The organism is Neobacillus drentensis, from assembly GCF_036965645.1.
GTDB lineage: Bacteria > Bacillota > Bacilli > Bacillales > Cytobacillaceae > Neobacillus > Neobacillus drentensis_D.
The window spans coordinates 1-25,630 of record NZ_JBALPZ010000049.1 but is presented as its reverse complement, the minus strand read 5'-3'; the positions used below and the strand labels follow the sequence as shown (position 1 = coordinate 25,630).

At 41.3% G+C, this 25,630-nt stretch carries 24 protein-coding genes; 7 read left to right on the top strand and 17 right to left on the bottom strand.

Annotated features, from left to right (window positions below):
• Positions 1 to 53: 53 nt before the first annotated feature.
• From larE to V7266_RS10185, 4 genes are all read right to left on the bottom strand, one after another.
• Complete coding sequence (larE, locus tag V7266_RS10200) at positions 54 to 878, bottom strand: ATP-dependent sacrificial sulfur transferase LarE (protein ID WP_335467781.1); 825 nt, start codon at positions 876 to 878, stop codon at positions 54 to 56.
• Positions 879 to 996: 118 nt separating this feature from the next.
• Positions 997 to 1,782, bottom strand: a complete 786-nt coding sequence (locus V7266_RS10195) for a 2-keto-4-pentenoate hydratase (protein WP_335467780.1) — start codon at positions 1,780 to 1,782, stop codon at positions 997 to 999.
• A 41-nt stretch (positions 1,783 to 1,823) separates the two neighbouring features.
• Positions 1,824 to 2,750: a molybdopterin-binding protein gene (locus V7266_RS10190; protein WP_335467779.1), complete on the bottom strand. Its 927-nt coding sequence runs from the start codon at positions 2,748 to 2,750 to the stop codon at positions 1,824 to 1,826.
• 45 nt (positions 2,751 to 2,795) lie between these two features.
• The gene (locus tag V7266_RS10185) at positions 2,796 to 3,635 is read right to left on the bottom strand and encodes a hypothetical protein (protein WP_335467778.1); all 840 of its coding nucleotides are present in this window, start codon (positions 3,633 to 3,635) and stop codon (positions 2,796 to 2,798) included.
• A gap of 449 nt (positions 3,636 to 4,084) precedes the next feature.
• On the opposite strand from V7266_RS10185, the gene V7266_RS10180 reads away from it, so the two are divergent.
• Positions 4,085 to 5,284 (top strand): LarC family nickel insertion protein, encoded by a 1,200-nt coding sequence (locus V7266_RS10180; RefSeq protein WP_335467777.1) that lies wholly within the window; start codon positions 4,085 to 4,087, stop codon positions 5,282 to 5,284.
• A 103-nt stretch (positions 5,285 to 5,387) separates the two neighbouring features.
• On the opposite strand, the gene V7266_RS10175 is transcribed toward V7266_RS10180, so the two are convergent.
• The 12 genes from V7266_RS10175 to V7266_RS10120 all read right to left on the bottom strand — a co-directional run bounded on the left by V7266_RS10175 (position 5,388) and on the right by V7266_RS10120 (position 18,919).
• A complete protein-coding gene (locus V7266_RS10175; RefSeq protein WP_335467776.1) occupies positions 5,388 to 6,098 on the bottom strand; it encodes an urease accessory protein UreH domain-containing protein in 711 nt (236 codons plus the stop codon).
• Positions 6,099 to 6,216: 118 nt separating this feature from the next.
• Positions 6,217 to 7,599 carry a UbiD family decarboxylase gene (locus V7266_RS10170; RefSeq protein ID WP_335467775.1) on the bottom strand — a complete coding sequence of 461 codons (1,383 nt, stop codon included), beginning with the start codon at positions 7,597 to 7,599 and terminating at the stop codon, positions 6,217 to 6,219.
• A gap of 286 nt (positions 7,600 to 7,885) precedes the next feature.
• Entirely contained in the window at positions 7,886 to 9,451 is a 1,566-nt protein-coding gene (locus V7266_RS10165) for an L-lactate permease (protein WP_335467774.1), read from the bottom strand.
• 147 nt (positions 9,452 to 9,598) lie between these two features.
• Complete coding sequence (locus tag V7266_RS10160; protein ID WP_335467773.1) at positions 9,599 to 11,002, bottom strand: sodium:solute symporter family protein; 1,404 nt, start codon at positions 11,000 to 11,002, stop codon at positions 9,599 to 9,601.
• A 26-nt stretch (positions 11,003 to 11,028) separates the two neighbouring features.
• A complete protein-coding gene (locus V7266_RS10155) occupies positions 11,029 to 12,207 on the bottom strand; it encodes an iron-containing alcohol dehydrogenase family protein (protein ID WP_335467772.1) in 1,179 nt (392 codons plus the stop codon).
• 30 nt (positions 12,208 to 12,237) lie between these two features.
• Positions 12,238 to 13,704, bottom strand: coding sequence for an aldehyde dehydrogenase family protein (locus V7266_RS10150; protein WP_335467771.1), 1,467 nt, complete (start codon positions 13,702 to 13,704; stop codon positions 12,238 to 12,240).
• Between the two features lie 27 nt (positions 13,705 to 13,731).
• The gene (locus V7266_RS10145) at positions 13,732 to 14,310 is read right to left on the bottom strand and encodes a UbiX family flavin prenyltransferase (RefSeq protein ID WP_335467770.1); all 579 of its coding nucleotides are present in this window, start codon (positions 14,308 to 14,310) and stop codon (positions 13,732 to 13,734) included.
• Positions 14,311 to 14,342: 32 nt separating this feature from the next.
• Complete coding sequence (locus tag V7266_RS10140; RefSeq protein ID WP_335467769.1) at positions 14,343 to 15,704, bottom strand: MFS transporter; 1,362 nt, start codon at positions 15,702 to 15,704, stop codon at positions 14,343 to 14,345.
• Between the two features lie 182 nt (positions 15,705 to 15,886).
• Positions 15,887 to 17,314, bottom strand: coding sequence for a hypothetical protein (locus tag V7266_RS10135; protein ID WP_144567165.1), 1,428 nt, complete (start codon positions 17,312 to 17,314; stop codon positions 15,887 to 15,889).
• The gene (locus tag V7266_RS10130; RefSeq protein WP_144567164.1) at positions 17,314 to 17,979 is read right to left on the bottom strand and encodes a (2Fe-2S)-binding protein; all 666 of its coding nucleotides are present in this window, start codon (positions 17,977 to 17,979) and stop codon (positions 17,314 to 17,316) included. Before V7266_RS10130 ends, V7266_RS10135 begins: the two co-directional genes overlap by 1 nt.
• Positions 17,980 to 18,330: 351 nt before the next feature.
• The gene (locus tag V7266_RS10125) at positions 18,331 to 18,465 is read right to left on the bottom strand and encodes a hypothetical protein (RefSeq protein WP_335467768.1); all 135 of its coding nucleotides are present in this window, start codon (positions 18,463 to 18,465) and stop codon (positions 18,331 to 18,333) included.
• Positions 18,466 to 18,613: 148 nt separating this feature from the next.
• On the bottom strand, positions 18,614 to 18,919 hold the full coding sequence (locus tag V7266_RS10120) for a hypothetical protein (RefSeq protein ID WP_335467767.1): 306 nt from the start codon (positions 18,917 to 18,919) through the stop codon (positions 18,614 to 18,616).
• 1,614 nt (positions 18,920 to 20,533) lie between these two features.
• Here V7266_RS10120 and V7266_RS10115 point away from each other — a divergent pair.
• The 6 genes from V7266_RS10115 to V7266_RS10090 all read left to right on the top strand — a co-directional run bounded on the left by V7266_RS10115 (position 20,534) and on the right by V7266_RS10090 (position 24,093).
• Complete coding sequence (locus V7266_RS10115; protein ID WP_335467766.1) at positions 20,534 to 21,520, top strand: DUF3231 family protein; 987 nt, start codon at positions 20,534 to 20,536, stop codon at positions 21,518 to 21,520.
• 256 nt (positions 21,521 to 21,776) lie between these two features.
• The gene (locus V7266_RS10110; protein ID WP_024030851.1) at positions 21,777 to 22,022 is read left to right on the top strand and encodes a hypothetical protein; all 246 of its coding nucleotides are present in this window, start codon (positions 21,777 to 21,779) and stop codon (positions 22,020 to 22,022) included.
• A gap of 16 nt (positions 22,023 to 22,038) precedes the next feature.
• A complete protein-coding gene (locus V7266_RS10105) occupies positions 22,039 to 22,407 on the top strand; it encodes a spore coat protein (protein WP_289983828.1) in 369 nt (122 codons plus the stop codon).
• An 18-nt stretch (positions 22,408 to 22,425) separates the two neighbouring features.
• Positions 22,426 to 23,562 (top strand): zinc-dependent alcohol dehydrogenase, encoded by a 1,137-nt coding sequence (locus tag V7266_RS10100; RefSeq protein WP_335467765.1) that lies wholly within the window; start codon positions 22,426 to 22,428, stop codon positions 23,560 to 23,562.
• Positions 23,563 to 23,580: 18 nt separating this feature from the next.
• On the top strand, positions 23,581 to 23,775 hold the full coding sequence (locus V7266_RS10095) for a hypothetical protein (RefSeq protein WP_007083743.1): 195 nt from the start codon (positions 23,581 to 23,583) through the stop codon (positions 23,773 to 23,775).
• Between the two features lie 18 nt (positions 23,776 to 23,793).
• Positions 23,794 to 24,093: a spore coat protein gene (locus V7266_RS10090; protein WP_335467805.1), complete on the top strand. Its 300-nt coding sequence runs from the start codon at positions 23,794 to 23,796 to the stop codon at positions 24,091 to 24,093.
• A gap of 150 nt (positions 24,094 to 24,243) precedes the next feature.
• On the opposite strand, the gene V7266_RS10085 is transcribed toward V7266_RS10090, so the two are convergent.
• On the bottom strand, positions 24,244 to 25,341 hold the full coding sequence (locus V7266_RS10085; RefSeq protein WP_335467764.1) for an L-dopachrome tautomerase-related protein: 1,098 nt from the start codon (positions 25,339 to 25,341) through the stop codon (positions 24,244 to 24,246).
• Positions 25,342 to 25,630: the final 289 nt, after the last annotated feature.

Below are 25,630 nucleotides of genomic sequence, written 5' to 3'. Positions count from 1 at the left end.
AATTAATACTTATTTTATTTATACCTTAAAACACAGACGCTGGAAACCATTTATTAAACCATTGTTAATTTAGGTGTTTTGATTGTTTCATTTAAACTACCGGAGCGGTAACCTTGCAAATCAATGGTGATATACATATATCCGAGACTCTTCAGTTTGCTGACAATCATTTCGTTGAAACCAGCCAATTTCTGGATATCTTGTGGTACAACTTCGATACGTGCTAATTTCTCATGCTGTCTCACCCTAACTTGGCGGAAGCCGAGGTCCATAAGGAATTGTTCCGCCTTATCTATCATCGTTAACTTCTCTTGCGTGATCTTCTCACCATATGGAATTCGAGAAGACAGACACGCAAATGAAGGTTTATCCCAAGTACTTAAATTCATCTGATAGGATAAAGCACGAATGTCTGCTTTCGTTAGCCCCTCTTCCTGCAGAGGTGCACGAACTCCTTTTTCCAATGCTGCCTTAAACCCTGGGCGATAGTCACTCAAATCATCAGCAATGGCTCCGAAAATAACTTGATTAAACCCACGTTCTTGGGCAACCGGAATCAAATTTGTGAAAAGCTCCTGTTTGCAAAAGTAACAACGATTGATTGGATTTTCTGCATAGCCGGGAATATTCAGTTCGCTTGTGTGAATAACCACATGCTCGCAGCCAATTTCTTTTGCTAAACTCATAGCTTCTTTTAGCTCGCGCTCAGGATAAGTCTCAGCATCAGATGTTACTGCAAGGACATTTTCTGCTCCTAAAGCTTCCACTGCTGCCTTAAGCAAAAAAGTGCTGTCAACGCCACCTGAAAAAGCGACGGCAACGCGGTTAAACCCTTTAAGATTCTCTAGTAACTTTTCATATTTTAATTGATGTGACATGCTGAAACTCTCCCTTTTTAAAAATTATTTTATATTCATGCAATTCGAAAATGCTTAACTCTAGTGAGGCTCTATGATCCCAGCATTTTTAAAACGAAATTAGCGTTTTTGTAAAAGCTTACCTTTCCTTAAAACCAACTTGTACCCTGCCAACACCGCCGAAATGGGCTGTATAAACATCTCCCGGCTTCGCCTCATAGGCTTTTGTAAAAGAGCCCGAGAGAACGATATCTCCTGCTTTTAATCCTTCACCAAATGCAGCTAGCTTGTTACACAACCATGCCACGGCTGCCGCCGGATGACCGAGCACCGCTGCGCCTGCCGCTGTATCGATGACTTCACCATTTTGCTCTAAAACTAACCCAATCGTCCTTAAATCCAAGTCATCCACCGGAATACCACGGCTCCCTAATACTAATGCTCCATATGAAGCATTATCAGCAATCGTATCTTGAATCTTAATTTCCCAATTTCTGATACGGCTATCAATAATTTCAAAAGCGGGGACGATATAATCCGTTGCCCGGATCACATCATGGAAGTGTATCCCTGGTCCCTTTAAATCATGTTTCATTACGAAGGCCAATTCTGCTTCTACCTTTGGCTGTAGAAATTGCTGATAGTCTACAAAACTTCCTTCCGGTAAAAGGGTATCATCGAACAATGAACCAAAATCTGGTTCAGGAACGCCTAGAGCATTCTGCATGGCCTTTGAAGTTAAGCCAATCTTATGTCCAATCACACGACTTCCGGAATCGAGTTTCCAAGCCTGGACTTGCTTTTGAATTGCGTATGCATCTTCGAGCGTAAGATTAGGGTACATTTCTGTCAACGGCGCAATCGGATCTTTATTATTATCTGCTTCCCATAATTGTTTCACTGCTTGTTCGATTATCAGACTCATCTAGACTCTTCCTTTCTATCCTTCTATAAAAATAGTAGTTTTTAATTTGTATGGTTCCCATGATGACTATGATGTGCATGACCGTGCACGCCCACTGTTCTCATCCACCGCTCCCGAAGAAGATTGGCCAACTGTTCTCCGAGTACTTCCGGTTCGGGCTGCTGGCTGATACTCTCCACAAGTACATCTGTACAAAGTTGCACTTCTTCATTCGGTCCGGGAAGTGTAACCACATAGCTTAATCCTTCCTTGGCGACTCCAATCCGAATCCCATCCTTTACGTGCCTTCCATGTCCACGAGTAAATTTTGCAATATAAGGGGTTGCTGCTTCCGGACAAACCTTAAGCAAGGCTTCAACTGAACAATCCTTATCTTCTGCTCCCACTCCGCCGGTGGTAACAATAAGGCCAAATCCTTGTTCAAGTGCCTGCCTTAATGCGCCTGCAATTTCGTCAATATCATCCGCTAACGGCCGATGAGTTTGTACCTTGCATCCTGCTTCCGTAAACCGTTTTTCGAGGTAAGGTGTATTGGTATCCTCGATCATGCCCCTTCCAACTTCAAATCCAGTAGGGAATACCTTCACACGGCGGCGAATCCGGTTTTGAATTTCGTTACCCATCGCTGCACTCTGCTCAACCACCTTTTTCCCTTCTATTGGAGATAATGCGATCATCCCCAATACCCCTTCGGAATGAATGTCCGGTTCAGGACCAAAATTTACACCTGGAAGCGAACCTACGGCTTTTAACAATTCTTCTTTCTTTCCTACAAACTGATCATCATTTATGGTCTGAACGAGTAAATCCAATGCGATATGATCCTCGCGAACATCGATAACAAATACCCGGTCCCTTGGGAGCTTTAGCACCTCAGCCACTGTATTTGAAATTTCAGATAAATCACAATCACTTAGATATACATCGGTTAAACGGAGTTCTGTTTTATTTAAAAGACTATATTCCACTCCTTTTCGCCTCCCTCAATTTTTATGACTCTCTTTGCAGACTGTTTATTCGGACAATTTAACCTCTAGACGCATATCGAGTAGGGGAGCGTTTAGAATCGAAGCACCGACATCGACCAAATCAACCGGAACATCACGAAGCAAAAGCAGTGTCTCTTCTGTTACGCTGCCCGCAAAAGCTACCTTTACCCGATGGCGGGCATTAAGCTGATCCAAGATTTGTAGAACAATTTTAAGATCGTTCAACGACCCTGTATCCACCATAAGGACATTCGCTCTTCCATGAACCGCGGACTCTGTCTCTTCAGCGATAGATTGCAATTCCCCTCGGATTTGAATGACGGTCTTATGGTCAGGAAACTGTGCAGCCGCTTGAAGTGCTTGGCCGACTCCTCCAAACATCGAAACATAATTTTTATCGATATAGACAAACGGACCTTCAACCATTCGCATCCCTATCCCCCCTGCCGCCAGTGCAGCGTGTAGACCCGGCTTGGATTCCTGCGGGAGTTTCTTCCATCCCCCGCACACCACCTTCAAATTGTATCCTGCAATAAGCTGTAATTGTCGTGCCCGAGTGGCATAGCCAGACGGAACCATCATCGACCCAAGCACCCGGTCTTCAGCTATAGCAACACTTTTCGGCGTACCTCGAAAGGTTAAGATGACATCCCCCGGCTTTACTGCCGCGCCATCTTCTAAACAAGTTAATAGTTCAAGGCCAAGTTCATATACAAACGCAACAGCACGCATGCTGTTTGCCAATATCCCATAGTTCGTAGCTACCACTTGAGCTGTAAATAGGCGTTCTTGAATGGGTATAAACAATGTATCTCGCAAATCATATACAGCTGCTTCTTCTTTGTGCCGTGTTATTTCCAACATGTTTCTGATCATCCTCCTACTCTCATAGATCTCTGTGTGCGATATCGATGTACTTTTTGAATTGGAATTTGTTGGGATTTACACCACCATCATCCATTTCAGCAGCTGGTTCAATACCCTTTTTTGTGACGGTATTACAGCCGATCATGATTGAAGCGCACCATTTTAATTAACGCCAGTTGGAATTCCTTCACTTTTTATAATTGCAAGATTTGTGCCAAGTGTAAATATAGGGATTAATACGATTCCATGGAAACCACCTAGTTCCATTTATCAATCAGTGGTTTCCACAATAATGGAAACCATGTGTTTCCATCTTAGTATGCATGGCAACTTTAAATGATGCCGCATTGGAACTCTCTTCGATTCGTTATATTTTTCCTATACTTGACTGCTTCCTATTTATGCTACAATCGAAAGAAAATGGGACATGAAAGGAGAGGGCAGCAATGACAGTCGCATATATTGAATGTTTCGAAGGGGTGGACAACGAAAGGTTATTAGGTGCTTGGTTCGATTTGGGATTACCCGAAAATGAATGGCGTTCGTATATGGGTAAAATTGGTGTACATGAAAACGATCTTGAGGTTCAGCGAATGAAAGTGAAAGGAATTGCGGCAACGTCTGCCTGTATTTATCCATTTAAACTGCATGGTTCTATGAATCTATCCGATATGGAAAAAATAATCGATAACTGGGAGCTGCCACAAATAGTAAAAGAAAAAAGCAAACTGTTTTTCCAACACTGGGGTGCGGCCGAAGCAGTTGTGCGTGATACGAACCCTAGCTTCATACCTTTTGATCAAGAGAATTCTGCAGAAATACTCTGTTACACGGTTGGAAACATCTTGGCCTGGCATTTGATTGGAGAACCGGAATGTTATGTTTCCACCATTAATCTGGGAAGCGGGTGGAACCAATATGACGAGGGGTGGAAAGTATTTCCTGAACCAGCAACCGTTCAATTATTACTAGGATACCCTACCTTAACTTCCGGAGCGGCTGGAAGAATAACCAGCACCGCAGCTGTTGCTCTCATTCGAACCTTAGCTGTACCTGCTCCACAATCGGCATTTATTACGGAAAAAGTAGGATATGGAGCCGGACCAGAATATGCTTCCACGAACATTCTGCGAATTCAGCTTGGAGAGTGGTGCACCTCTTCTCAAACGGAGAAATCCTCAAATCCCCAAAAAGGAACGATTGTGATTGAAACCAACATTGACGATATGAACCCTGAATTAGCAGGCTATCTCATCCAGCGCCTTTTATCCATCGGGGCAATGGATGCGTACATTATTCCAATCATCATGAAAAAGGGACGCCCTGGATTGCAGCTTCGGGTAGCCTGTAAGACTGAACGGCAAAAAGAAATCCAAGAGGAAATAGTACGTCAGACAACCACCATCGGGATGCGTCATTATACAGTCACTGGTTGGGCCGTTCCCCATAAAATTGTCCAGGTTAAAACATCTTTTGGTGAATTGCCGGTCAAGATTGCTTTCTTGGACGGAGAAATTGTAAATGTGGCTCCGGAATATGAAGCCTGTCGACAAGTAGCTGAATCCCTTGGAATTTCAGGAAAACGAGTCTATCAGACTGTACTAGGCGAGGCTCTGGCACAATATCCATTCACATCTAAACAATAACCCATACATAAGAATAGGGGTTGACTAGCTTGTTTTAGCTGGTCAACCCCTACTTTATGAAATATAGCTTATCCTGTTTCTCAATATGAGATCAGATGTCAATTTACTGCATCCAAATTTTAAATAAGCCCTCTGTTACTACTAAGTTATACATATAGTAAAGTCCAAATGCGGTACTGATTAGCCCGGTAATTCTTGTCAGTTTTAAATTCACACTTTCCTTTTTCGCACTAAGGACAAACGGAATGCCAATAATCGTTGTAAATCCAAGCATACCAATGGTCGTTCCCAGGCCAAAGATAAGAATATATACGGCCCCTTCCCAAACGCTTGTAACTGAACTCATGGTTAATAGCACCATTGCTGCACTTCCGCCAAGCCCATGCACTAAGCCAATCAGCAAAGATTTACGATAGGAAATCTTTTTATGCTCATGCAAGTGTGGAGCACCTTCAGCGCGATGATGAAAATGATCATGAACAACCTCATTATGATGATGTTCATGATGATGGACTTTTTTAAAGGAAAGAATACTTGCTATGCCTAAATAAACTAGCATAATCCCAACTAAAAACTCAAAAGACATCGCCCACTCTTCCGGTATGTTCCCCTTCATAATAATCAAGATGATTCCAACTAAAAATAGTGTTGCAGTATGCCCGATTCCCCAAAAAACCCCTGCCAGAGAAGAACGCCATAATTTTTTACTTTGACTAGCAATTGTAGAAACCGCAATGACATGATCAGGTTCAATTGCATGTTTGATCCCAAGAATAAATCCTAAAAATAGTATAGATAGTAAGCTGCCTTCCATTTTTCCCACTCCTGTCTTAAAAATATGTCTGGCCCGGCGAGTCTTCAATCATTTAAAGGGTGCTCTCTGCTGCGTAGTTGATTGCTCGTTAGACATCACTAGTTTTCTATTCTTTTCACTATTCTAGATGTTCAGCTTTAATAGAGGCCTTAAAATCAACATAATCCTCTGTTTTCACTTCATTGTATCCCGGAATATATACTGGTAAATAACGCATCGGTTCACTATTCAACGGAACAGTACAATCCAATCCCATCTTTGACCCTACACCATCCTCTGTAGAAGGGTCCAGTTTCGATCCCTGGGACTCGTGGATGAGTACCAAATCTTTTTGGGCTTGAAAGCGGGTGGCAATCACCCACTCCACTTCCTCCATGTTAAAAATATCAATCTCTTCATCAACGACTATCACATGTTTAATGTCGAAACTGTTCGCAAAGGCGGCGATAATTGCATTTTTCGCCTCTCCCTGGGTTCTTTTCTTAATCGACACTATAGCATGATAGCGGCAGGTTCCTCCTGGGCTCATATGGACGGCCTTAACGCCTGGTACCGTTTGACGGATGCTTTGAAACAAGCTTGCCTCCCGAGGAATTCCTCCCAATAAAAAGTGCTCGTAGCATGCAGGGACAATCGTATAGAAGATCGGGTTATTTCGATGCGTGACCGCACTAATTTGAACAACTTCCTTATTACTGCGTGGTCCATAATATTTGGGGAATTCTCCAAAAGGTCCTTCCGGCTCGCGAACATGGGGCAAAATCTTGCCCTCTAGGACAATTTCAGCAGATGCAGGTACATCAATATCAACCGTCTCGCAGCGAACCACTTCCAATGGTTCTCCGCGCAGGCTGCCAGCAATCTCTAATTCATCCACACCATACGGCGTGCTTGCTTGCGATGCTAGTAATGTAACCGGGTCTACTCCGATAGCAATGGCACATTCCAATGCCCTTCCCGCCTCCTCTGCCTCTTTAAACAGATGAAACGTGTGGCGTGGAAGGAGTAAGACGCCAAGCTTGTCCTTTCCTGAAACCTGTAGACGATGAATGGCGACGTTCTGCTTGCGGGTTTCAGGATCCCGAACAATAAACAGTCCAGCTGTAATATAGTTGCCTGAATCTTTCTCGTGATGAACGGGAATCGGAAGCAGCTTCATTAAGTCGATATCTCCGAGAATGATATTTTCCTTAACGGGAGCCTCCGCATCATTCACCAATCGACAGGGTGTCGGCGAAGCCACCGCTTCATTAAACTTATGGATAATTCCGTATTGATCAGTTTCGAGTGCTTCAGCAAAATCTTCACGGCTGGAACAAATGCCAGAAACAACTGGTATCGAATAATCTTCTACATTTGTAAAATAAGTGGCCTTTTTTCCATCCAATTTTTTGCTTACTGCGGCAATCTCATACTGTAAACTGACGTTTCGATTAATCACAGCCAGACGGCCTTCGGTCTGAAGGTGCTGCAACCATGTCCTGAATGTTTTAGCTCGCATACTAGCATTTCCCCCTATTATATAAAATCAATGTTAGGTAACTCTATTTATTTTTTATATTTTAGAAGTTCAAAATTACTTCTAACATATTTTTACAGCCATTACATTTGTAATTGATAGTAACAGCCTATAAATTAATAAGCGCATTCTTCCGCTCCTCTGAGCTTAATTTCACAAGTCAATTAATTTAATGCAAGTATTGTGCCAATTGCTATATGATTACAGACGACGATAAACTGGTCACTTTAATGACCAGTTTTGGTGCCTATCACTTCCAAAATGGAAACTATTCTGTCCCAAAAAGTTTCCACATCACAATCACTACGATGGATAAACAGGGAACCAACAAACTAAATACGATCAGTTTTCTGAGCAGCTTCGCCTCGGAACTGGAATCCATACCGGAAGATTTAACAGCAACTTCGAGCGCTTGAGGAGCTATCATTTTCCCGCCGACCGCCGCAACTGCAAAGCAAGCCGCAATTCCAACAGCGGGCAGACCGGTAATTTTGGCCGCATAAGCCTGCATACCGCCAAACAGGGCAATTGAAGCTGCATTACTGCCCGTTAAAAAGGTTCCAAGCCAGCCCATTAGTGGAGCCACCACCATATATCCAGCGGCTAAATGTCCAAATGGATAGGCAAGCGTACCAGCAATACCACTATAAACCATTAAAAACCCAACAGATGAGATCATCGATAAATTAAATGCCACCATTCCAACAGAACGTAAAGAAGAGAACAGCATCCGAATCCAATTTAGCAAGCCCATACCAGATGTTAACGCAGTAAACAAAGAAGCCAAAATGATTGCTGTTCCCGGTGAGGCAAGAAAATTATTTTTCCAGGATACAGATATCACACCATGTCCAAATGGATCCTCTGTCATAATGTGTTGATCTAATAAGGGAATGGGCCAGCCTTGCCCTACCATTCCCAAAATAGATTGGAGAAATGGGAGATTCCAGACGGAAATAAACACGGTTAGGAGTACAAACGGCCACCAGCTTTTAATCCACATTTCCGCTGACAAATTTCCAGTAAAAATCCCTTGCCTTTTTCCCAACAGGAAAATGACAACAACATACACACCTGCACCGACAATCGCTCCTAAATAGGGAGATACAAAAAGTACACTTAACAGAGTAGCGGCTGCATAACTGAAGCCTCCAATGAAGATCTGTTTAAAGAATTTCCGGGTGGATGAAATGCCGCAGGTGGCTGCACAGGTAATGAAGGGGGCGGCCATGGCAGGAATTATATCGAAAAAAGCAACTTGTCTAATCGTTTCCGCCAATGACTGTCCAGTCACTTGTGAGAGCAGGATCACTGGAACTCCAACTGCACCAAATACAGCCGGTATCGCACTGGAAGAAAGCGTGGCGATCGCACTTTTTCTTGGTTCAACGCCTAATTGCACCAGAAGCGCAGTAACAATCGCGACTGGCGCCAAGAATCCAGCTGTGCTATCAATAAAAGCAGTCAACCCAAATCCGACGAGAAGCACTTTCCATTCTATTCCCTCTTCTGCCGTCTTAAGCGTATTTTTAATGCGATTAATATACCCGCATTTGTCGGCCACATGAAACAAAAAGATTGAACTCCAAATCATATAAAAGAGTGGAAAAAGTGCAAAAAGAATCCCATAAAACACGGTACTTGTGATCATCGATACTGGCATTTTCCAAACTGTCCCTGCCAATCCTGCGGTCAGAAGCAAAACCAATCCATAGATAATGGCTGGTTTTAACCATCCGATCACAAGCAGGATGCAAAGGATAAATAAGGGTAAGATGCCCAAGAGTACCGACCAGCCGATTGGGACGATGGGAGTATAGGTTTGTACGAACATGGTTGATTCACCTCAACTCACAATTAAAATCTAATTTGATAGAATTTGATAAAGATAGGAAAAAGCAATACCAACAAACTTGTTGATATTGCCTTTTAATAAGATTTACATATTAAAGATTCCATTTGGTTCTAGTACAAGAATCTCTTAAACATTTTCCTTCTTTTCCCACAAGATGATCTCCTGGTTTGGCTGCTTAAAAAGGTGATCAATTAACATGACAACCAATGGCGTAAGGCCTGCAATATAAATATTATCGATTCCCAACGGGTTCCCTCCCAAATACCAAGCAGTGGTTATGATTACGGCAAGAATCATTCCCCAGGTTGCCCCTCGGCCGCTGCTGAATTTCGGGAAATAGAACATCAGCACAACGATTACCGCGATCGTTGTCCGCAATGCTCTAGCAAAAAAGATTGTCGTTAAAATTTGCGGAGCAAATATTGCAAAAGGAATCGGAAGCAGCCCCATCACGACAGTCGCAATTCGGGAAAACCGCAGCTTCTGCTTTTCGGTTGCATTTTTGTTGAAAAAGGGAATATAAAAATCCTTTAGTATTAAAGCTGCTGAACCAATTGTACTTGCCGCAACAGTACCAAAGACCGCCGCAATCAAACCAGCTACGACCAATCCACCCAGAACAGGATTCATCAAAGTAGTCATGATCGGCATAGCCTGAGCTGAAGGAATAGTTGGAAACAGGCTTTTTGCAGCCATCCCAATCACCGCCGCAATAATCCCAACAGGAATAACCAATAGGCCTGAATAAATACTAGCTTTTTTTGCCTTTGCCTGATCTCTAGTGGAACATACCGCTTGAATGATATATTGAGTTGAAAAAACCGACCCAATATTGGCAATGGTCCACGCAATAATCATAGGCCAACCAATTCCGGTCCAGCTAAACATTTGGGGTTTAAGATCTAAAGATACACCAGCAAACCCTCCAGCTGCCGCCAATCCAAATGATACGGCAAGGATTAATCCCAAATACTTGAAAGCCACATGGATTAAATTTGTATAAGCTACGGCAAACATTCCGCCGGCAGTAACATACACCACTGTGATCAATCCTACTAAAATAGCTGCTAATGAATGTGGTATTCTAAGAATCGTAGATAAAGTTGCAGCACCACCTGCATACATAGAGACGTTTACTACACATAATGCATAAATCATAATAAGTGAAGTAATAACCATGGCGCTCTTTCCATATGATTTGGAAATAGCACCGGAAATGGTATACTCTCCACGCTCATGAAACTTCTTAGCGAGAGTATAAGCAAAAAGAATAAAAGCAAGCGCTAGAGTTATTAGATTCCACGATGCGGAAATCCCCTTGTCGAAAGCGGTTTGTGCCGTCCCTAGAGTTGAACCGGTACCGATAAACTCGGACATCATTAAAAGACCAATGATTAAGGGGCCAAACTCTTTTCCACCTGTCATATACCCATCAGAACTTTTAGAAAATTTCTTGGTGTAGAGACCTATGCCTGTTGTAATTATTATATAAAGTAAAGCAATGCCCAAAATAATCGTACTTGCAGCCACTGTCGAACCCTCTTCCCCATATAGAATCACAATATATCTTTTAATAAGGATAAAATTTCATCGTCAGAAGGCTGACGCGGATTCATTTTCATCATGCCGCTCTTGAATGAATCCCTCGCAATATCAGCAAGCTTCTCCTCCGTTACCCCAACATCTCTTAGTCTTGTTGGAAGCCCAATTGACTTAACAAGGCTGGCAACAGCACGACCCGCTTGAGACGCTAACATCTCCTGGTTCTCCCCCTTCACCCCCATCTGTTCAGCAATTCTTGCTGCTTTTTCCGGAAGAGCAATCGCATTAAATTCAATTACACTTGGGAGTAAGAGTCCAATTGCAACCCCATGTGGAACATGACAGTGTCCGGACAAGGCGCTCCCAATCGCATGGGTTAATCCTAAAAATCCGTTATTAAAAGCCATTCCTGCTAATAAGCTGCCATGTGATAGGCCAACGCGTGCTTCCACTTCATGCCCTCGTTCGACTGCACTGCGAAGATGTCCATTTACCATATGGATAGCCTCCATCGCAAGTGCATCCGATGCAGGGCTGGATAGAATTGAAAAGTAGGTTTCAATTCCGTGAGCCAAAGCATCAATTCCTGATGCGGCGGTCATTTTTGCCGGTAAACTCATTGTCAAGGCAGGGTCAACAATCGCAATTGTTGGTGCCATATAGGGACTGGTCACCGTTACCTTGACATTATTTTGCCAGTCCGAATAAACGCCGAACATGGTTACCTCACTACCAGTACCAGATGTGGTTGGGATGGCGATAAGCGGAATCGTTGGCGCAACAGGAACCCTGCTTACCCCGGCATAATCACCGATACTGCCTCCATTTGCTGCAACAACCCGAATCCCTTTCGCCGTATCAATTGGACTTCCACCGCCGACTGCGACAATACAGTCATACACTTTTTGCCCAAAAATTTCATAACCATTGTTGATGGTCTCAAGACTCGGGTCGGGTTCTACCCCTGTAAAGATATCGAATAAAATCTCTGATTTTTCCAATGATCCAGTTAATCCTGCAAGCAACCCAGCTGATTCGACCCCTTTATCCGTTACTAAAAATACCTGTTTAACTCCAAGCTTTTGAAGCCGTTGTCCCAACTCAACAGCCTTTCCATACCCGAATTCAATTAGAGTAGGAAGATTAAACGAGAATTTAAAATCTGCTGCCTTTACTAAGTGTCCTGTTGTCACGGTATCCCCTCCTTTGCATCCCTGTTTTAATTAATCGATTTCAAAATGAATGTGTTTTGTCTCACAATATTCATTTAATCCATCAATACCGCGAGTACGTCCTTGACCACTTTGCTTATAACCGCCAAATTCAGCTTCTGGGAAGTTCCTGTTGTACGTGTTAATCCATACGGTACCTGCTTTAATTGCTTTCGACATTTTCATGGCTCGGTTTAAATTGGTTGTCCAGACACCAGCAGCGAGTCCAAAATCGGAATTATTGGCCATGGCGAGTGCTTCTTCATCATTAGAGAAAGACTGAATTGCTAAAACCGGTCCAAAGATTTCCTCCTGCACGACTCTAGAGGAAGACGACAATTCATCGATAATCGTTGGTGCTAAAAAAAAGCCTTTATCGTATTCCCCACCAGTTAAGCGGTAACCGCCTGTCACGATTTTTCCTTCCTTACGTCCGATTTCGATATAGTCTGTCACGATATCCAACTGACTTTGCGAAATAACTGGCCCCATATCCGTTGTTTCATGAATTCCATTCCCGACCTTTAAATTCTCCGCATATTTTTTTAAGCCGGCAATCACTTCATGTTTAATAAATTCATGGACTAACAATCGAGAACCAGCCATACAAATCTGTCCGGCGGTGTTAAAGATCGAGCGGCCTATCAGAGGGATTGCCTTCCTTAAATTTGCATCTGCAAATACAACATTGGGCGATTTTCCACCTAGTTCTAATGCCAGCTTCTTTATATTGCTTGTTGCCATTTCCATGATCGTCTTACCTGTGGAAGTATCTCCAGTGAAGCTGATCATATCGATCTTCTTACTTGTTCCCATCGCTGCACCTATTGATCGTCCAGGGCCAGTCACAATGCTAACTATCCCTTTGGTGAAATCAGGAACTTGGTCAATGAGTTTGAAAATTTCCACTGAAATAGCCGGTGTGAGACTTGCCGGTTTAACAATTACACCGTTACCAGCTGCCAAAGCAGGAGCTAATTCCCGAACCATCAAAAGGGCCGGCCAGTTCCATGGGCTGATAATTCCAACTACGCCAATCGGCTCTTTTGCAATGACCCCAAAATTTTGCGATTCAAGCTGAATCGAGCGCCCAAATACGGTCCGGGATGCACCGGCAAAGTATTTTAATGTATCAATACAACCGGCAATCTCGCCTCGGGATTCATTGATGGTTTTCCCTTGCTCGATCGTTAAAACTCTAGCAAGATGTTCCTTGTTCTCTTCCATTTTTTGTGCTAAACCTAACAAAGCGTTGTAGCGCCGCTTCGGATTATAGCCCCAGTCACTAGTGTTAAACGCATGAAAAACGGTATCAATTGCATATTCCACATCCTGAACCGTTGATTTTTGCGCGTAGCCCACCACTTCGCCAGTAGCCGGGTTTTTTGATTCCAATAATTCTTTTGAAGAAGATTCCGTCCATTCCCCATTGATGAAATTGTAATATGTAGTCTGTTTTTGATCGATTAATGTAGACATATCCCTACTCCTCTCATGTCCGTTCATTTATCCTTTTTCTATCGAATGTTCCATTCCTGACCATCGCGTAAATAAATTTGCTTCAAGATCAAATTGATCAAGTGCTTTCTGAACACTTTGATTTACAATATCGTCAATTGTTTTAGGTAAATGATAGAAAGACGGAACCGGGGGAAGAATCACTCCTCCCATTTGGGTAACGTTCATCATATGTTGAATATGCCCAAGATGTAAGGGCGTCTCACGTAGAAGAAGTACCAGCTTTCTGCGTTCCTTTAACTGAACATCTGCCGCTCTGGTCAGCAATTCATTATTAAAACTATTAGCGATACCGGCCAGTGTCTTTATTGAGCATGGTGCGACTATCATTCCTTTTACTTTGAAAGAACCGCTTGAAATAGCGGCCCCCAAATCACGATTTTCATATACCTCTGAAGCCATTCTATAAACATCTTGAAAACGATATTCTGTTTCGTACTCAATTGTTTTCCTGGCAGTTTCACTGATGACAAGGTGAACTTCCACCCCCAGCCGGTACAATGCTTCCACGGTGCGAACGCCATATATCGCACCGCTCGCACCGGAAATACCCACGACCATTTTCATGTTTATTCACCTCCGGATATGTTTAAACTATTTTAGAAGTTTCCTTTTGTCTCTGGGATAATGATGCTTCCAATTATAAAAATCAAATAAATTACTGCTAGGAAACAAGCCAGCGCAACCGGAATGCCGCCAGTTACACTACTAACCAAGGAAACGAATGTTGGCATGATCCCGCCAAGTGCAAATCCTGTGTTCCAAGAGATACCAGTACCACTGGAACGAATAGCTGTTGGGAAGCGCTCATTCAAGAAGATCATAACAGGTGCGTATCCGGCATTCCCTAATCCTGAAAACACAATCGCATAAAATGCAATAGCAGAGATACTTGTTGCATGCCCTAATCCCAATCCCAGCAGGGGAAGTGCAATAAGGTTGATAACCCCGATAATTAAGAAGGTTTTCTTTCTTCCAATTTGATCGCTTAAGTATCCCAATGCGATCGGTGTAATAATGGCGACAACACTAGCTCCCATTAGAATGAACGATGCGGTTGTAGGATTAATTTTGTTAACCATCTTCAAAAGTGTAGGCAGGTATCCAGATGTTAAATAGTAACCGGCACCCCCTCCAAAAACAATCATCAAGTTGACAAAAAATACGGAGCGATATTTTGTAAAAATGATCTTAACAGGCGATTTTTCATTCTCTGGCTGTATTTGTGCAGTCTTCTTGGTTTCCTTTTCTTTCTTCAATTGTTTCCATAGTGGAGATTCTTCGAGTGATTTAAATACGAAGATTCCCATGACTGAACTTAAAATTCCGGAGAAGAACATGACTCTCCAGCCCCAGCCGTTAAAGGCTTCACCTGGAAAAAGCTGTGTAACAATAAGATAGACAATCGATGCAAATAGCGCTCCCAAACCTGCACCACCGCCGCCGATTAGACCAGACATCGTTCCACGCCACTTAGCTGGAACAGATTCAGTACCGATTGTATGTGTAGATGCAACAACGCCACCGACAAAAACCCCTTGAACTATACGGAGGACAAGGAAAATGATTGAAGCGGTAATACCAATTTGATCAACAGTAGGCAGAAGACCGAATGAAGCAGATGCCAGTCCTACACCAATAAACGCTACAGTCATTGCACCCTTTCTTCCGTGCTTATCAGCATAAGCACCAAAAATGGCGGAACCAAGCGGACGAACAATTAATGTTACCGCAAAAGATGCGTAGACAGCCGCCAGTGAAAGCACCGGGACATGGGAAGGGAAAAACACTTGACCAACAACAGGAGCGACATAAAGAAGAATAAATAAATCAAAAAGATCGAGTGACCATCCTAAAACAGATGCAATAGAGGCCTTTATCATCTGACTATTACTAACACCAGCCGGTGGATCTGATTTTGGACTACTTGCTAAACTTGAAGAGCTAGAAAAATTAGACATGTTTTCTCCTCCATATTTTTATCATTTTTCTATTACTATTACAGAGCAATCCTATGAATCCGGTTTCATTTTTACGAAAACTTGTCGGAAAAGATGTTTAAAAAAGGCACACCCCCAATAGATAATAAATGAACATTTACTTTATATTGGGGGTGCGGTCGACCCTTTGTTTTTGAATATTCTTATGCGTTGACCAAAATGCCTCTTTGCTTTAGCCATTTCGGCATAAGGATGTTATCGACTTTGTCGCTGACACTTGGTGCGACTTCCATCAGATGATCTGCCAAGGAGCGGCTCACATTGATCCCGCCAACGGCACCGTCAAATACGATTACTTTGTCTGTTCCTGTTGTTTTATAGGCAAAGTTCATTGAATCATGTAAGTTATCCGCTACCATCGCATATTTCATATACTCGATGTTTTGCGAATCATGTTCAAACAGGTCGGCTTGTTCCTTTCCAACTACCAGCGTTGGTACCTGCTGAGAGAAGAATGCACTCGGATATCCAATCCACGCGTAATTATGAACGACCATCTTAATGGCGGGATTGACTGGTTTTACGTCTGAAACGAGCGGTTTTCCGTCTCTGCCGTACATTGCTTCCGCATACCATGTATACGGTGCGAGTCTCTCATCGAGGTCAAACAAATCGCAGTTGGCCCCGACAAAGTTACAGTAAATAACCCCTGCTGAGAATACATATGGCACTGGACATGGGAAGTCCAGACCAACGATACACTCATCAATTTCACCTAACAGCTGGAACACCTTACCGTAATGACGCAAGCCACTTAGGGTAATGACATCGTTAATCTTGTAGAGGTCATTATCTGCCTCGACGCTGATGACACCACTTGGAGACATGTTAAGGAACACAGCTCCAACGAACTTGCTTTGTACAAACTCTGATTCAAAGATAGCCCGAGCAGTGAAGTTAGCACCGCGCGGTCCTAGGTTTTGATGGTATGTCGACCGAGTTTCAATCCGCGCATAAGACATCCCAAACGGCTTCACCGCACGGTCTACTTGGCGGTGGAAGTGGACTTCACGAACGTCACTGTTATGAACGTGAATAATCCAAGTAGCATCATACGTCCATTTCAAGCCGTACAGCGTCCCAATTTCCGTTTCGATCGGAATCCCTTCATCAATTGGAGCCATTCCTCTTGCTCTATCAAAATGCTTATTCAACTCAAAACGTTTAATATATTCTTCCGTCTCTCTAAAGCGCAGCCCCACGCCTGCACGTAAACGAACTTCCCTGGCGCCTGTCCGCTGCTTAACTACGTCATAGACCGTTTTTAATAATTCGGCATACGGTTCTCCGCCCAGAAGCGTAAATCCATGGTGTGAAGCCAGGATATTGACCGTGTGATTTGGCTGGATCATCGACAGATCAACTTTTTCGAGTGCTGCCTCAGCGTGGCGGCGAATCGAGTAGATTCCTTCTGAACTTGGATAAATGACATCTGGAACGTCCGGGAACAATTCGTTTAGCATCAGTGAGGTCATCTCCGGAAGCTCAGCAAAACGATTTTTCACCAATGATGGGTCGATACCATACCGTGATGGACGTGGATTAAGTGGTTTAATTGGTGCTGGGTACATTACTTTTCCTCCCCTTTCACTTGTAGTTGGCAAGTTGCACTAGATAACGGAGCGTTACGCAGCTTCTCTAGGAATTCAATATCCTCATCGAAATGGAAACCGCGTTTCGAATATTTCTCTTTTACTTCGTCCGGAATACTCCAAATAGTCGGTGTTTCTCCATACCACTGGTAACGGCCTTTAGGAGCTTCAAGTTCAATACCCGCTGATTTCAACATGCGAATAGCCGGCTGGAGGCATTCTACCGTACAACCTGTACGCAAGCCGGTTCTTTGTGAAATTTTATCCGGTGTATCCGCTCCTTGAAGAATGGCCGCAGCTACCTCGTCGGCACGTGTACTAGTACAATAGCAAACAATTTGCTCCGGATGTAAATGGGCATCATAACAAATCTTTTGTACTTCTTCATAGTTTGATAGACTAATATCCACGCCGATCATACGAGACTCTTCCAGATTGGTCATCTCAATCGCATCGAACGGACAGCGTTGTTCACACGCCGTACAGCCCGTACAATTTTCCTCCTCGACCACAGCCAGCTTTTTATGCTTGGTTCCTGGCACAGGTTCCATGGTAATTGCTAAAGTCGGACAAACTTGAGAACAAATTTTACAGCCGGTACATTTGTCATTCAGAATTACCGCCAACGAATTAATTAAACGCATACATTTCACTCCTTTGGGATTTACATCACAATGTCACTTATATACTTGCAAGTATTGTGCCAATTTAGATTTATTTAAAATATGCGACGATTGGAGATTCCATCCCTGACAATGGTGCCGTAAGGTTCCAATATGGAAATTTTTTCGTTCCAAAAAGTTTCCACGTTTCCAATACCGGATAAGGTTAAACACGTAGCTTAGGAGAGTAGGAATCTTGCAGGAGTTGGTATAGGAGAAGATAGATTCTGGCTAAGGAAATCTCATCTATGAATTCAACCTTATTAAAATAATATTAAAAAATTAACAATGAAAAGAGACGCATGAACATTTTCATGCGCCACTAATTACTTCTTATTGATTACTCACCTGATATAAATAAAAGTCATCTAAACTTCCCCAGGCACCATCATCAGCCTTTATACACGCTCCAATCGTAATCGTTCCATCCTCTTTAACAAGTATGTTAGCGATCTGAGGGTACTCCAATTCATCCAGCCATTTACGGCAGTATCCACTTTATATTCTTGACCTCCAGCTTTTGCAAACAGATACATCTCGGACTTATTTGCATCTCCGCCTTATAGACACGTGGATAGATTATAGTACCTTGGTTTTAAGCCTGAAATGGTCTTCTCTACGTTAAAGTTAACCGCAGTAGAGTCATTTCGTTACTAGCCTCATAGTCTTGAATTTCGTCAGGATTCAACCCATACTTTTCAAAATACCACTTCTTATTCCAAAGACGAAGTTCTTCTTGTGTAAGATCTACCCTGATAAAAGCACGTTGAGATCCATATGTAATTAACGCTTGTCCTTGTCGTTTTGCCCTTAATAAGGAAATTTCTTCATCAGAAAATGATAGATTAATTTTTTTTACAACATCTTCTACAACCTTATTCTCTAAAACAAAGAACACCTTTGTATGACTGTTTTCAATCATCGCAGCACAACGGTATCGAGAACATCTATAATTTGTTGCGAACCTGCAATCGAACCAGCATTGTATTTCCTAAAACGTTTGTACGCTTGATAGAACAACCTCATGAATCAGGATTTTTTGATAAGAAATGAAATTCTTCGATAAATAGATAAATTAACTCATCTTTTGTTTTTGTTACTTCATCCCATAAGAAACCAAAAATGTTAAAGTAACAAGCCGTCTGTACATCTACTTCATTTTGTAGGGACTTTAAATCAAAGGAAAATAACGAATTATTAATATTCACATTCGTGTGGCCATTAAATAATGAGTTAGAACACTAGACATAACTCTCTAATATAAAATTAAAAATCTTTAATTTTTCCGTTCGATATCTCTTTTTTTAATCCCCCTTACTCCTTGTAAAAGTCTTCAAGAGTAGGATATTCAGTAGATTTCAGTTTTTAAATCCAGTTGTCTAAAATACTGGATTCCACCTGTGTTAAATCGGCTTTTAACACTTTGAAAAAGGCCTTAACGCTGATATTATCCCCTTTAAGTAGACAGTGTAAAAAGCCCGCTAATAACACAAGGGGGTTACTGGTCGGACCATGCTTGACCCCTGTCGAAGCCCTTTACAACACAAAAAGACCGAAGGTCTTAAGAGATCTTCGGTCAGGATTTCGGTCATTTATCTCGTTTTTGTCCCACTTCTTCTCCCGCATTCGAAATTTTTTTAATTCCGTAGAAGTCGAGTTTAATCGGGGGTAAATTACTTATCCCCTAACCCTTAAAACAAAAAGGAGAAAAAACGATTAATTTTTCTCTTTTTTGTCTCTACTATGTTCAGTAATAAAATAAACGTTCACACATTCCCTACTCAAACCCGAATTCCTTCGTTCGCTGTCATAATAAAGTTTTCCGAAATCTCTTGCTTTATCCTCTTTTTCTTCTCTATTTTACACATTTCCTCGCTCTTTTTTCACGCTTTTTTTCACGGTTTTTCTCGAATTTGAATAAAGTTTTCCTAGTACTAAAAAAGAAGAAAGGCTTATCCCGTATGGGATAGCCCTGTGTTTTTCACGTTTTTTCAGGAAATCTTTTTTCTCACTCCAAGGGGAAATCGGAAAGGTTTATTTTAACGGGTTAGTGAGTTTATTGGTTAGTTACATTTTAAAACTATCTGCGAGACGAACTCAAAGTGTGCGGAGTGTATGTGGCAACACATGAGATGTTGGTGGGTTTAATTAGTAATAAATTATTGTATATAATCTGCTTATTTATGATTGATGCATTTTTCACTATAGCCCTGATAGTTTCTGTAGTGCTTACCAAAGTAAAATGGCTTAAGTACATTTCTTCACTATCTTTTTTTGATTTGAAAAAAGTTGTATTACCTTCTTACAAATTTATTTCCTTGACTTAGTTCTGTTACCTAAGATGTTGCGTCCGGATAAAATTGATGTGCCAGCGGAGAAACACCATGCCGACTGACTTTAGTTGGATGACAAATTTTGTGACTAAAATACATAAAAACCAATAAAAAATAGAAGCCTAACATTTTTAAGTACATTTCTGTAAAACTGCGTTGGTTATTAGCATGAATTAGATTTTAAAAAATTGTGGAGGATTGCAATGGAGAAAAAAATAGTTGCACTCGATGTAACGAATTTATGGACTCCTTATATGACTAATACGATGGCTCTATGCGTAAACAAATATGCATTGCAAACTATTCAAGATCCAGAAATTAACGCTATTTTTGGCAAAGCTTTGAATTTATCAGAAAACATTGTTCAAAAAATCGCCGCCATATTCAATCAGGAACAATTTCCGATTCCCCATGCATTTACAGAGGAAGATGTCCATTTAGATGCACCGAGATTGTTTTCAGACGAACTCTGGCTGTTCTATTTGCACCAAATGTCGATACACGGATTGACTTCTTATTCTCTTGGGATCACCGCTTCCCGCAGGCTGGACATTCTTCAATTCTATTTCGAAACGCACAAGGGATCTTATGAATTATACGAAACTACATTGGGAATGCTGCAATCGAGAGGTCTCCTGGAACGTCCGCCCACCATCGTGCTTCAAGAAAAAATTGAATTTGCGGAAAAGCAAAGCTTTTTAACCGGCTGGTTCGGGGAACGCCGCCCATTGAACACAATAGAAATCTCTAGTCTTTATTTTAATTTGCAGAAAACCATCTTGACTAAAGACTTGACTCTCGGTTTTAGCCAAACCGCTAAATCGAAAGAAATCCGCCGGTTTATGGAAGAAGTGGTAAAACTGGCAGCAGAACATATTGAAATTTTTACTACCATCCTTCATGAAGACTTCATCAGTTCTGCCATCACATGGGACACCCATGTTACAGATTCTCAGATTGCGCCATTTTCGGATAAATTGATGATATTCCATTGCGCATTTTTGATTCAAGCAGCAATGGCATATTATGGAACCGCCTTGTCCGGCTCAATGAGGCGCGACCTCGGGCTCAAATATTCGTCTGCCATCTCAAGGGATGTGAAGCTTGCGGAAGACTGCGCAAACATCATGATTTCCAATGGATGGTTTGAAGAACCGCCAAGTTCCGTTGATCGACGAGAATTATCTTAGTGAAACTTCACCATAACTGTGATTTTACGAAGTAGACAAAACCCCTTGAGCACCAAGGGGTTTTTACTCGCGTTCTTATCGATTATCCAAGCAAGTACATATTGCTGAATTAGTGTTTTAGTGCTGAATGAATTTTCTCCACCTCACAAATATCCCAAACATTCAAAATACTTTACCTATCCTTTAAGAAAATTTTAGAATGTTTCCTCCTATACTTGGAACAATACCATTGTAGTAAAAAGGAGGGTAATTAGAAATGGATATTCAAAAATTAGCCGATCATGAGTCATTGGATCTACATGAAGTTATTAATTTTAAAACCCTTTGCTTAGCGAAATCAAAACTAATGCAAGGACTGGTATTTGATCATGATTTGAGAGCATTAATGCAAAAAGATGTTGAACAATCCATGCAAGCACTTGGAGAATTACAGGCAATTTATCAACGTGCACCTTTTGAAGCGCCTGTTCCTCAAAACCGGCCAACACCAATAATAAATTGAAAGGAAGGCAAATTCATTGAACAATGACTATTTAGACCCTATAAACTCGCTACACGTACCAGAGCTAGCAGATACCACATTTGCGATGGATTTACTTCTTCGTGCCAAAGAAGGTGTGCGCAATATTGCGGTCGCATTAACGGAGTCCGCATCACCTGATGTTAGAACCCTCTTACGAAACCAGTTAATGCAAGGGATTGCCATGCACCAAGAAATTACAGAATTAATGATTAGTAAAAAATGGTTTCATCCATACGAATTAAATGAACAATATCAATTAGACCAACTCTCTGCCAACAATACTTTAATGATTGGCAAAATGAATCTATTTCCTGTTGAGACCAATAGAAAAGGTATGTTTGACCGGACACCTGATGAACACTAACACTGGAGGCTGTAACCAATGAAGGCGGTAACGTATCAAGGTATTAAAAATGTTGTAGTCAAAGAAGTTCCAGATCCAAAGATTGAAAAACCAGATGACATGATTATTAAAGTAACGAGTACAGCTATATGTGGTTCTGATTTACATTTAATTCATGGCATGATTCCTAACCTGCAAGAAAACTATGTTATTGGCCATGAACCAATGGGAATCGTCGAAGAAGTTGGTCCAGGTGTGACTAAACTAAAAAAGGGAGATCGAGTAATTATTCCCTTTAATATAGCATGTGGTGAATGCTTTTTTTGTAAAAACCATTTGGAAAGCCAATGTGATAATTCTAATGATAATGGTGATATGGGTGCCTATTTCGGATATTCTGGTTCAACGGGTGGCTATCCAGGTGGGCAAGCTGAATATTTAAGAGTGCCGTTTGCCAACTTTACTCATTTCAAAATTCCAGAGACTTGTGAGGAACCAGATGAAAAGTTAGCAGTTATTGCCGATGCGATGACTACTGGTTTTTGGAGTGTTGACAATGCAGGCGTAAAGGATGGAGATACCGTTATTGTTCTTGGCTGTGGTCCGGTTGGTCTTTTTGCTCAAAAATTCTGTTGGCTAAAAGGAGCAAAGCGTGTCATTGCCGTAGATTATGTAGACTATCGTTTGCAACACGCCAAACGTACCAACAAAGTTGAAATTGTAAATTTCGAACACTTTGAAAATGTGGGAATGCATTTAAAAGAAATGACGAATGGCGGCGCTGATGTTGTCATTGATGCAGTTGGTATGGACGGTAAAATGACTGATATAGAGTTCCTTGCTAGCGGAATGAAACTTCATGGGGGAGCGTTTAGCGCGTTTATCATCGCTTCACAGGCAGTTCGAAAAGGCGGAAACATCCAGGTCACAGGCGTTTATGGTGGAAGATATAATGGATTCCCAATGGGTGATATTATGAACCGAAACGTCAATATACGCACTGGACAAGCACCTGTGATTCATTATATGCCATATATGTTTGAATTAGTTTCAACCGGAAAAATTGATCCTGGAGATGTCGTAAGTCATGTACTTCCACTTAGTGAAGCAAAGCGTGGCTATGAGATTTTTGACACAAAAATGGATGATTGTATAAAAGTCGTGTTGAAACCTTGAGGGAAGGAGGTATAAAAAATGAACTACGCCTTACATGAAGTTCTTGAGGTCCATGAGATGGCTGCATTTAAGACCACTTGTTTAACTAAATCCAAAACGATGAAAGCGTTAGTTACAGATCAGCTATTAAAAGATATTATGCAGCAAGACATTGATGTATCTACGAGACAATTACAAGAATATGCTTCTATCCTTTCCAACGCTAAGCAGTAAATTAGGAGATGAATGAACATGAATCAAATCATTGAAACTTTAACTGGCATGGACGGACTATCGGATCAAGTCGTTGCAATGGATCTACTCATTTCAGCTAAAAGTGGAATTAGAAATTATGCCATGGCAGCTACGGAGGCAGGAACACCGGAAATTAAAGATATGCTCACTCGCCATTTAGTGGAAGCTCTTGATATGCATGAACAAATATCCGCATATATGGTAGAAAAAGGATGGTACCATGCTTGGGATACAAACGAACAGATCAGTTTGGATTTAAATAATATCAATACAGCATTGAACTTACCGACATTATAAAAAATTTCCAGGAACAGTTTAACACTCACCAAATAAACTGTTCCTATTAAACCATTTTGAGTTTATTTGGCAGAAGTAAATAAAGTTAATACTTCTTGCTTACTCGTTTGTTTTACACTATAAAATGAAAACATTAATTGACTATTTTTATTATGAAAAGGTAGGAGCAGGAAATTCATAAATTTTGATACGAAGTAAACTATAAGGTTTCTGTCGTAAGTCCTTTCCATAATGAAATCTAGGCTGTCGATGTAATTGGTTCACAATGACATACAAATATTGGTCCGGACCAATTGAAAAAGTATCCGGCCACAAAATTCTCGGATCATGTGCGATAGTTTCCATTATACCATTTGGCAATATCTTACGGATACTGTTGTTTTCATAATCTCCAGCGTAAACAGTTCCCTTTGCATCGGTGATCATTCCATCAGACGCACCTTTTTCTCCCCAATACTCCACATGATAAGGTAAATCCATGTCTGGTATCGTTCTGTCTCTCAGGGCTTTTGTTGAGATCGAGAACAAATGACGACTGGTTAGTGGAGCAAAAAATAATTCCTTTCCATCCGGAGAAATCGCAAGACTATCAGACGCCAATCTAAATGGAGAAGTTGAACCGTCTTTGTTTCGATTCATTAAAATTTGACCTTCTACTTTCGGTGAAAAATAGGGATCGGGTGAAGTTGAATTTGCCCCATTTAACCGTCTAAACGCGTTTCCATTTGATAAATCTACGACGATAATGGCTCCTGGTCCTCTTGAAGAAGAATCCGTTATATAGGCATAACCTGCTTTTCCAACACGAAAATCAAAACGGACATCATTCAGATAAGTTGTAGGCAGGACAACATCTTCTGTAAAGGTATATACTTTTCTTATTGTATTGGTTTCTAAATCAACAGCGACTAATTTTGCCCCCCCTTTAATAGGTTTAGAAAAATTGGGTGCCGCTGTATCTAATATCCAAAGCGTTCCCCTTCCATCAGCAACTACACTTTGGACACTGATGAAAGTCATTGTGATATTCTCGGGGTTAACCAAATTGGTTTGTAAATTAGGATAAGGCTGCAATTTATCCTCAACAATTTCCGCTACCGTAAATTTAACATCGTCTCCCCATTTCGGAAAGCAAATGAAAATACGACCGGTTTCTGAAACAGTAACACCTGTAGGCATAGCCCCATAAAATGCATAAACTAATTCTAAATTACCGAAATATTTTTCACTAGGTAACATAGGTTTCATAATATCCTCCTCAAGCATTCAAACGGGATATCTCCTATATATGATTTATATTTTTTCTAGTGCATGTTTCTTAATAAGTTTATCTATACGAAAAGATGATTGAATTGATTGTTTCGAATTTTAATAAGTCTGTCAGTAGAAAGGAAACATTTAACTTAAAGGTCTCCAGATGAAGTAGAATTCAATTAGCAGATAGCTAAGTTCAATATTCCCGAATCAACGGTAAGCTGTTATAAATAAAATTTGCTTTTTTAACTTTGTGAAGAAATGTACTTAATTAAGCTAAACT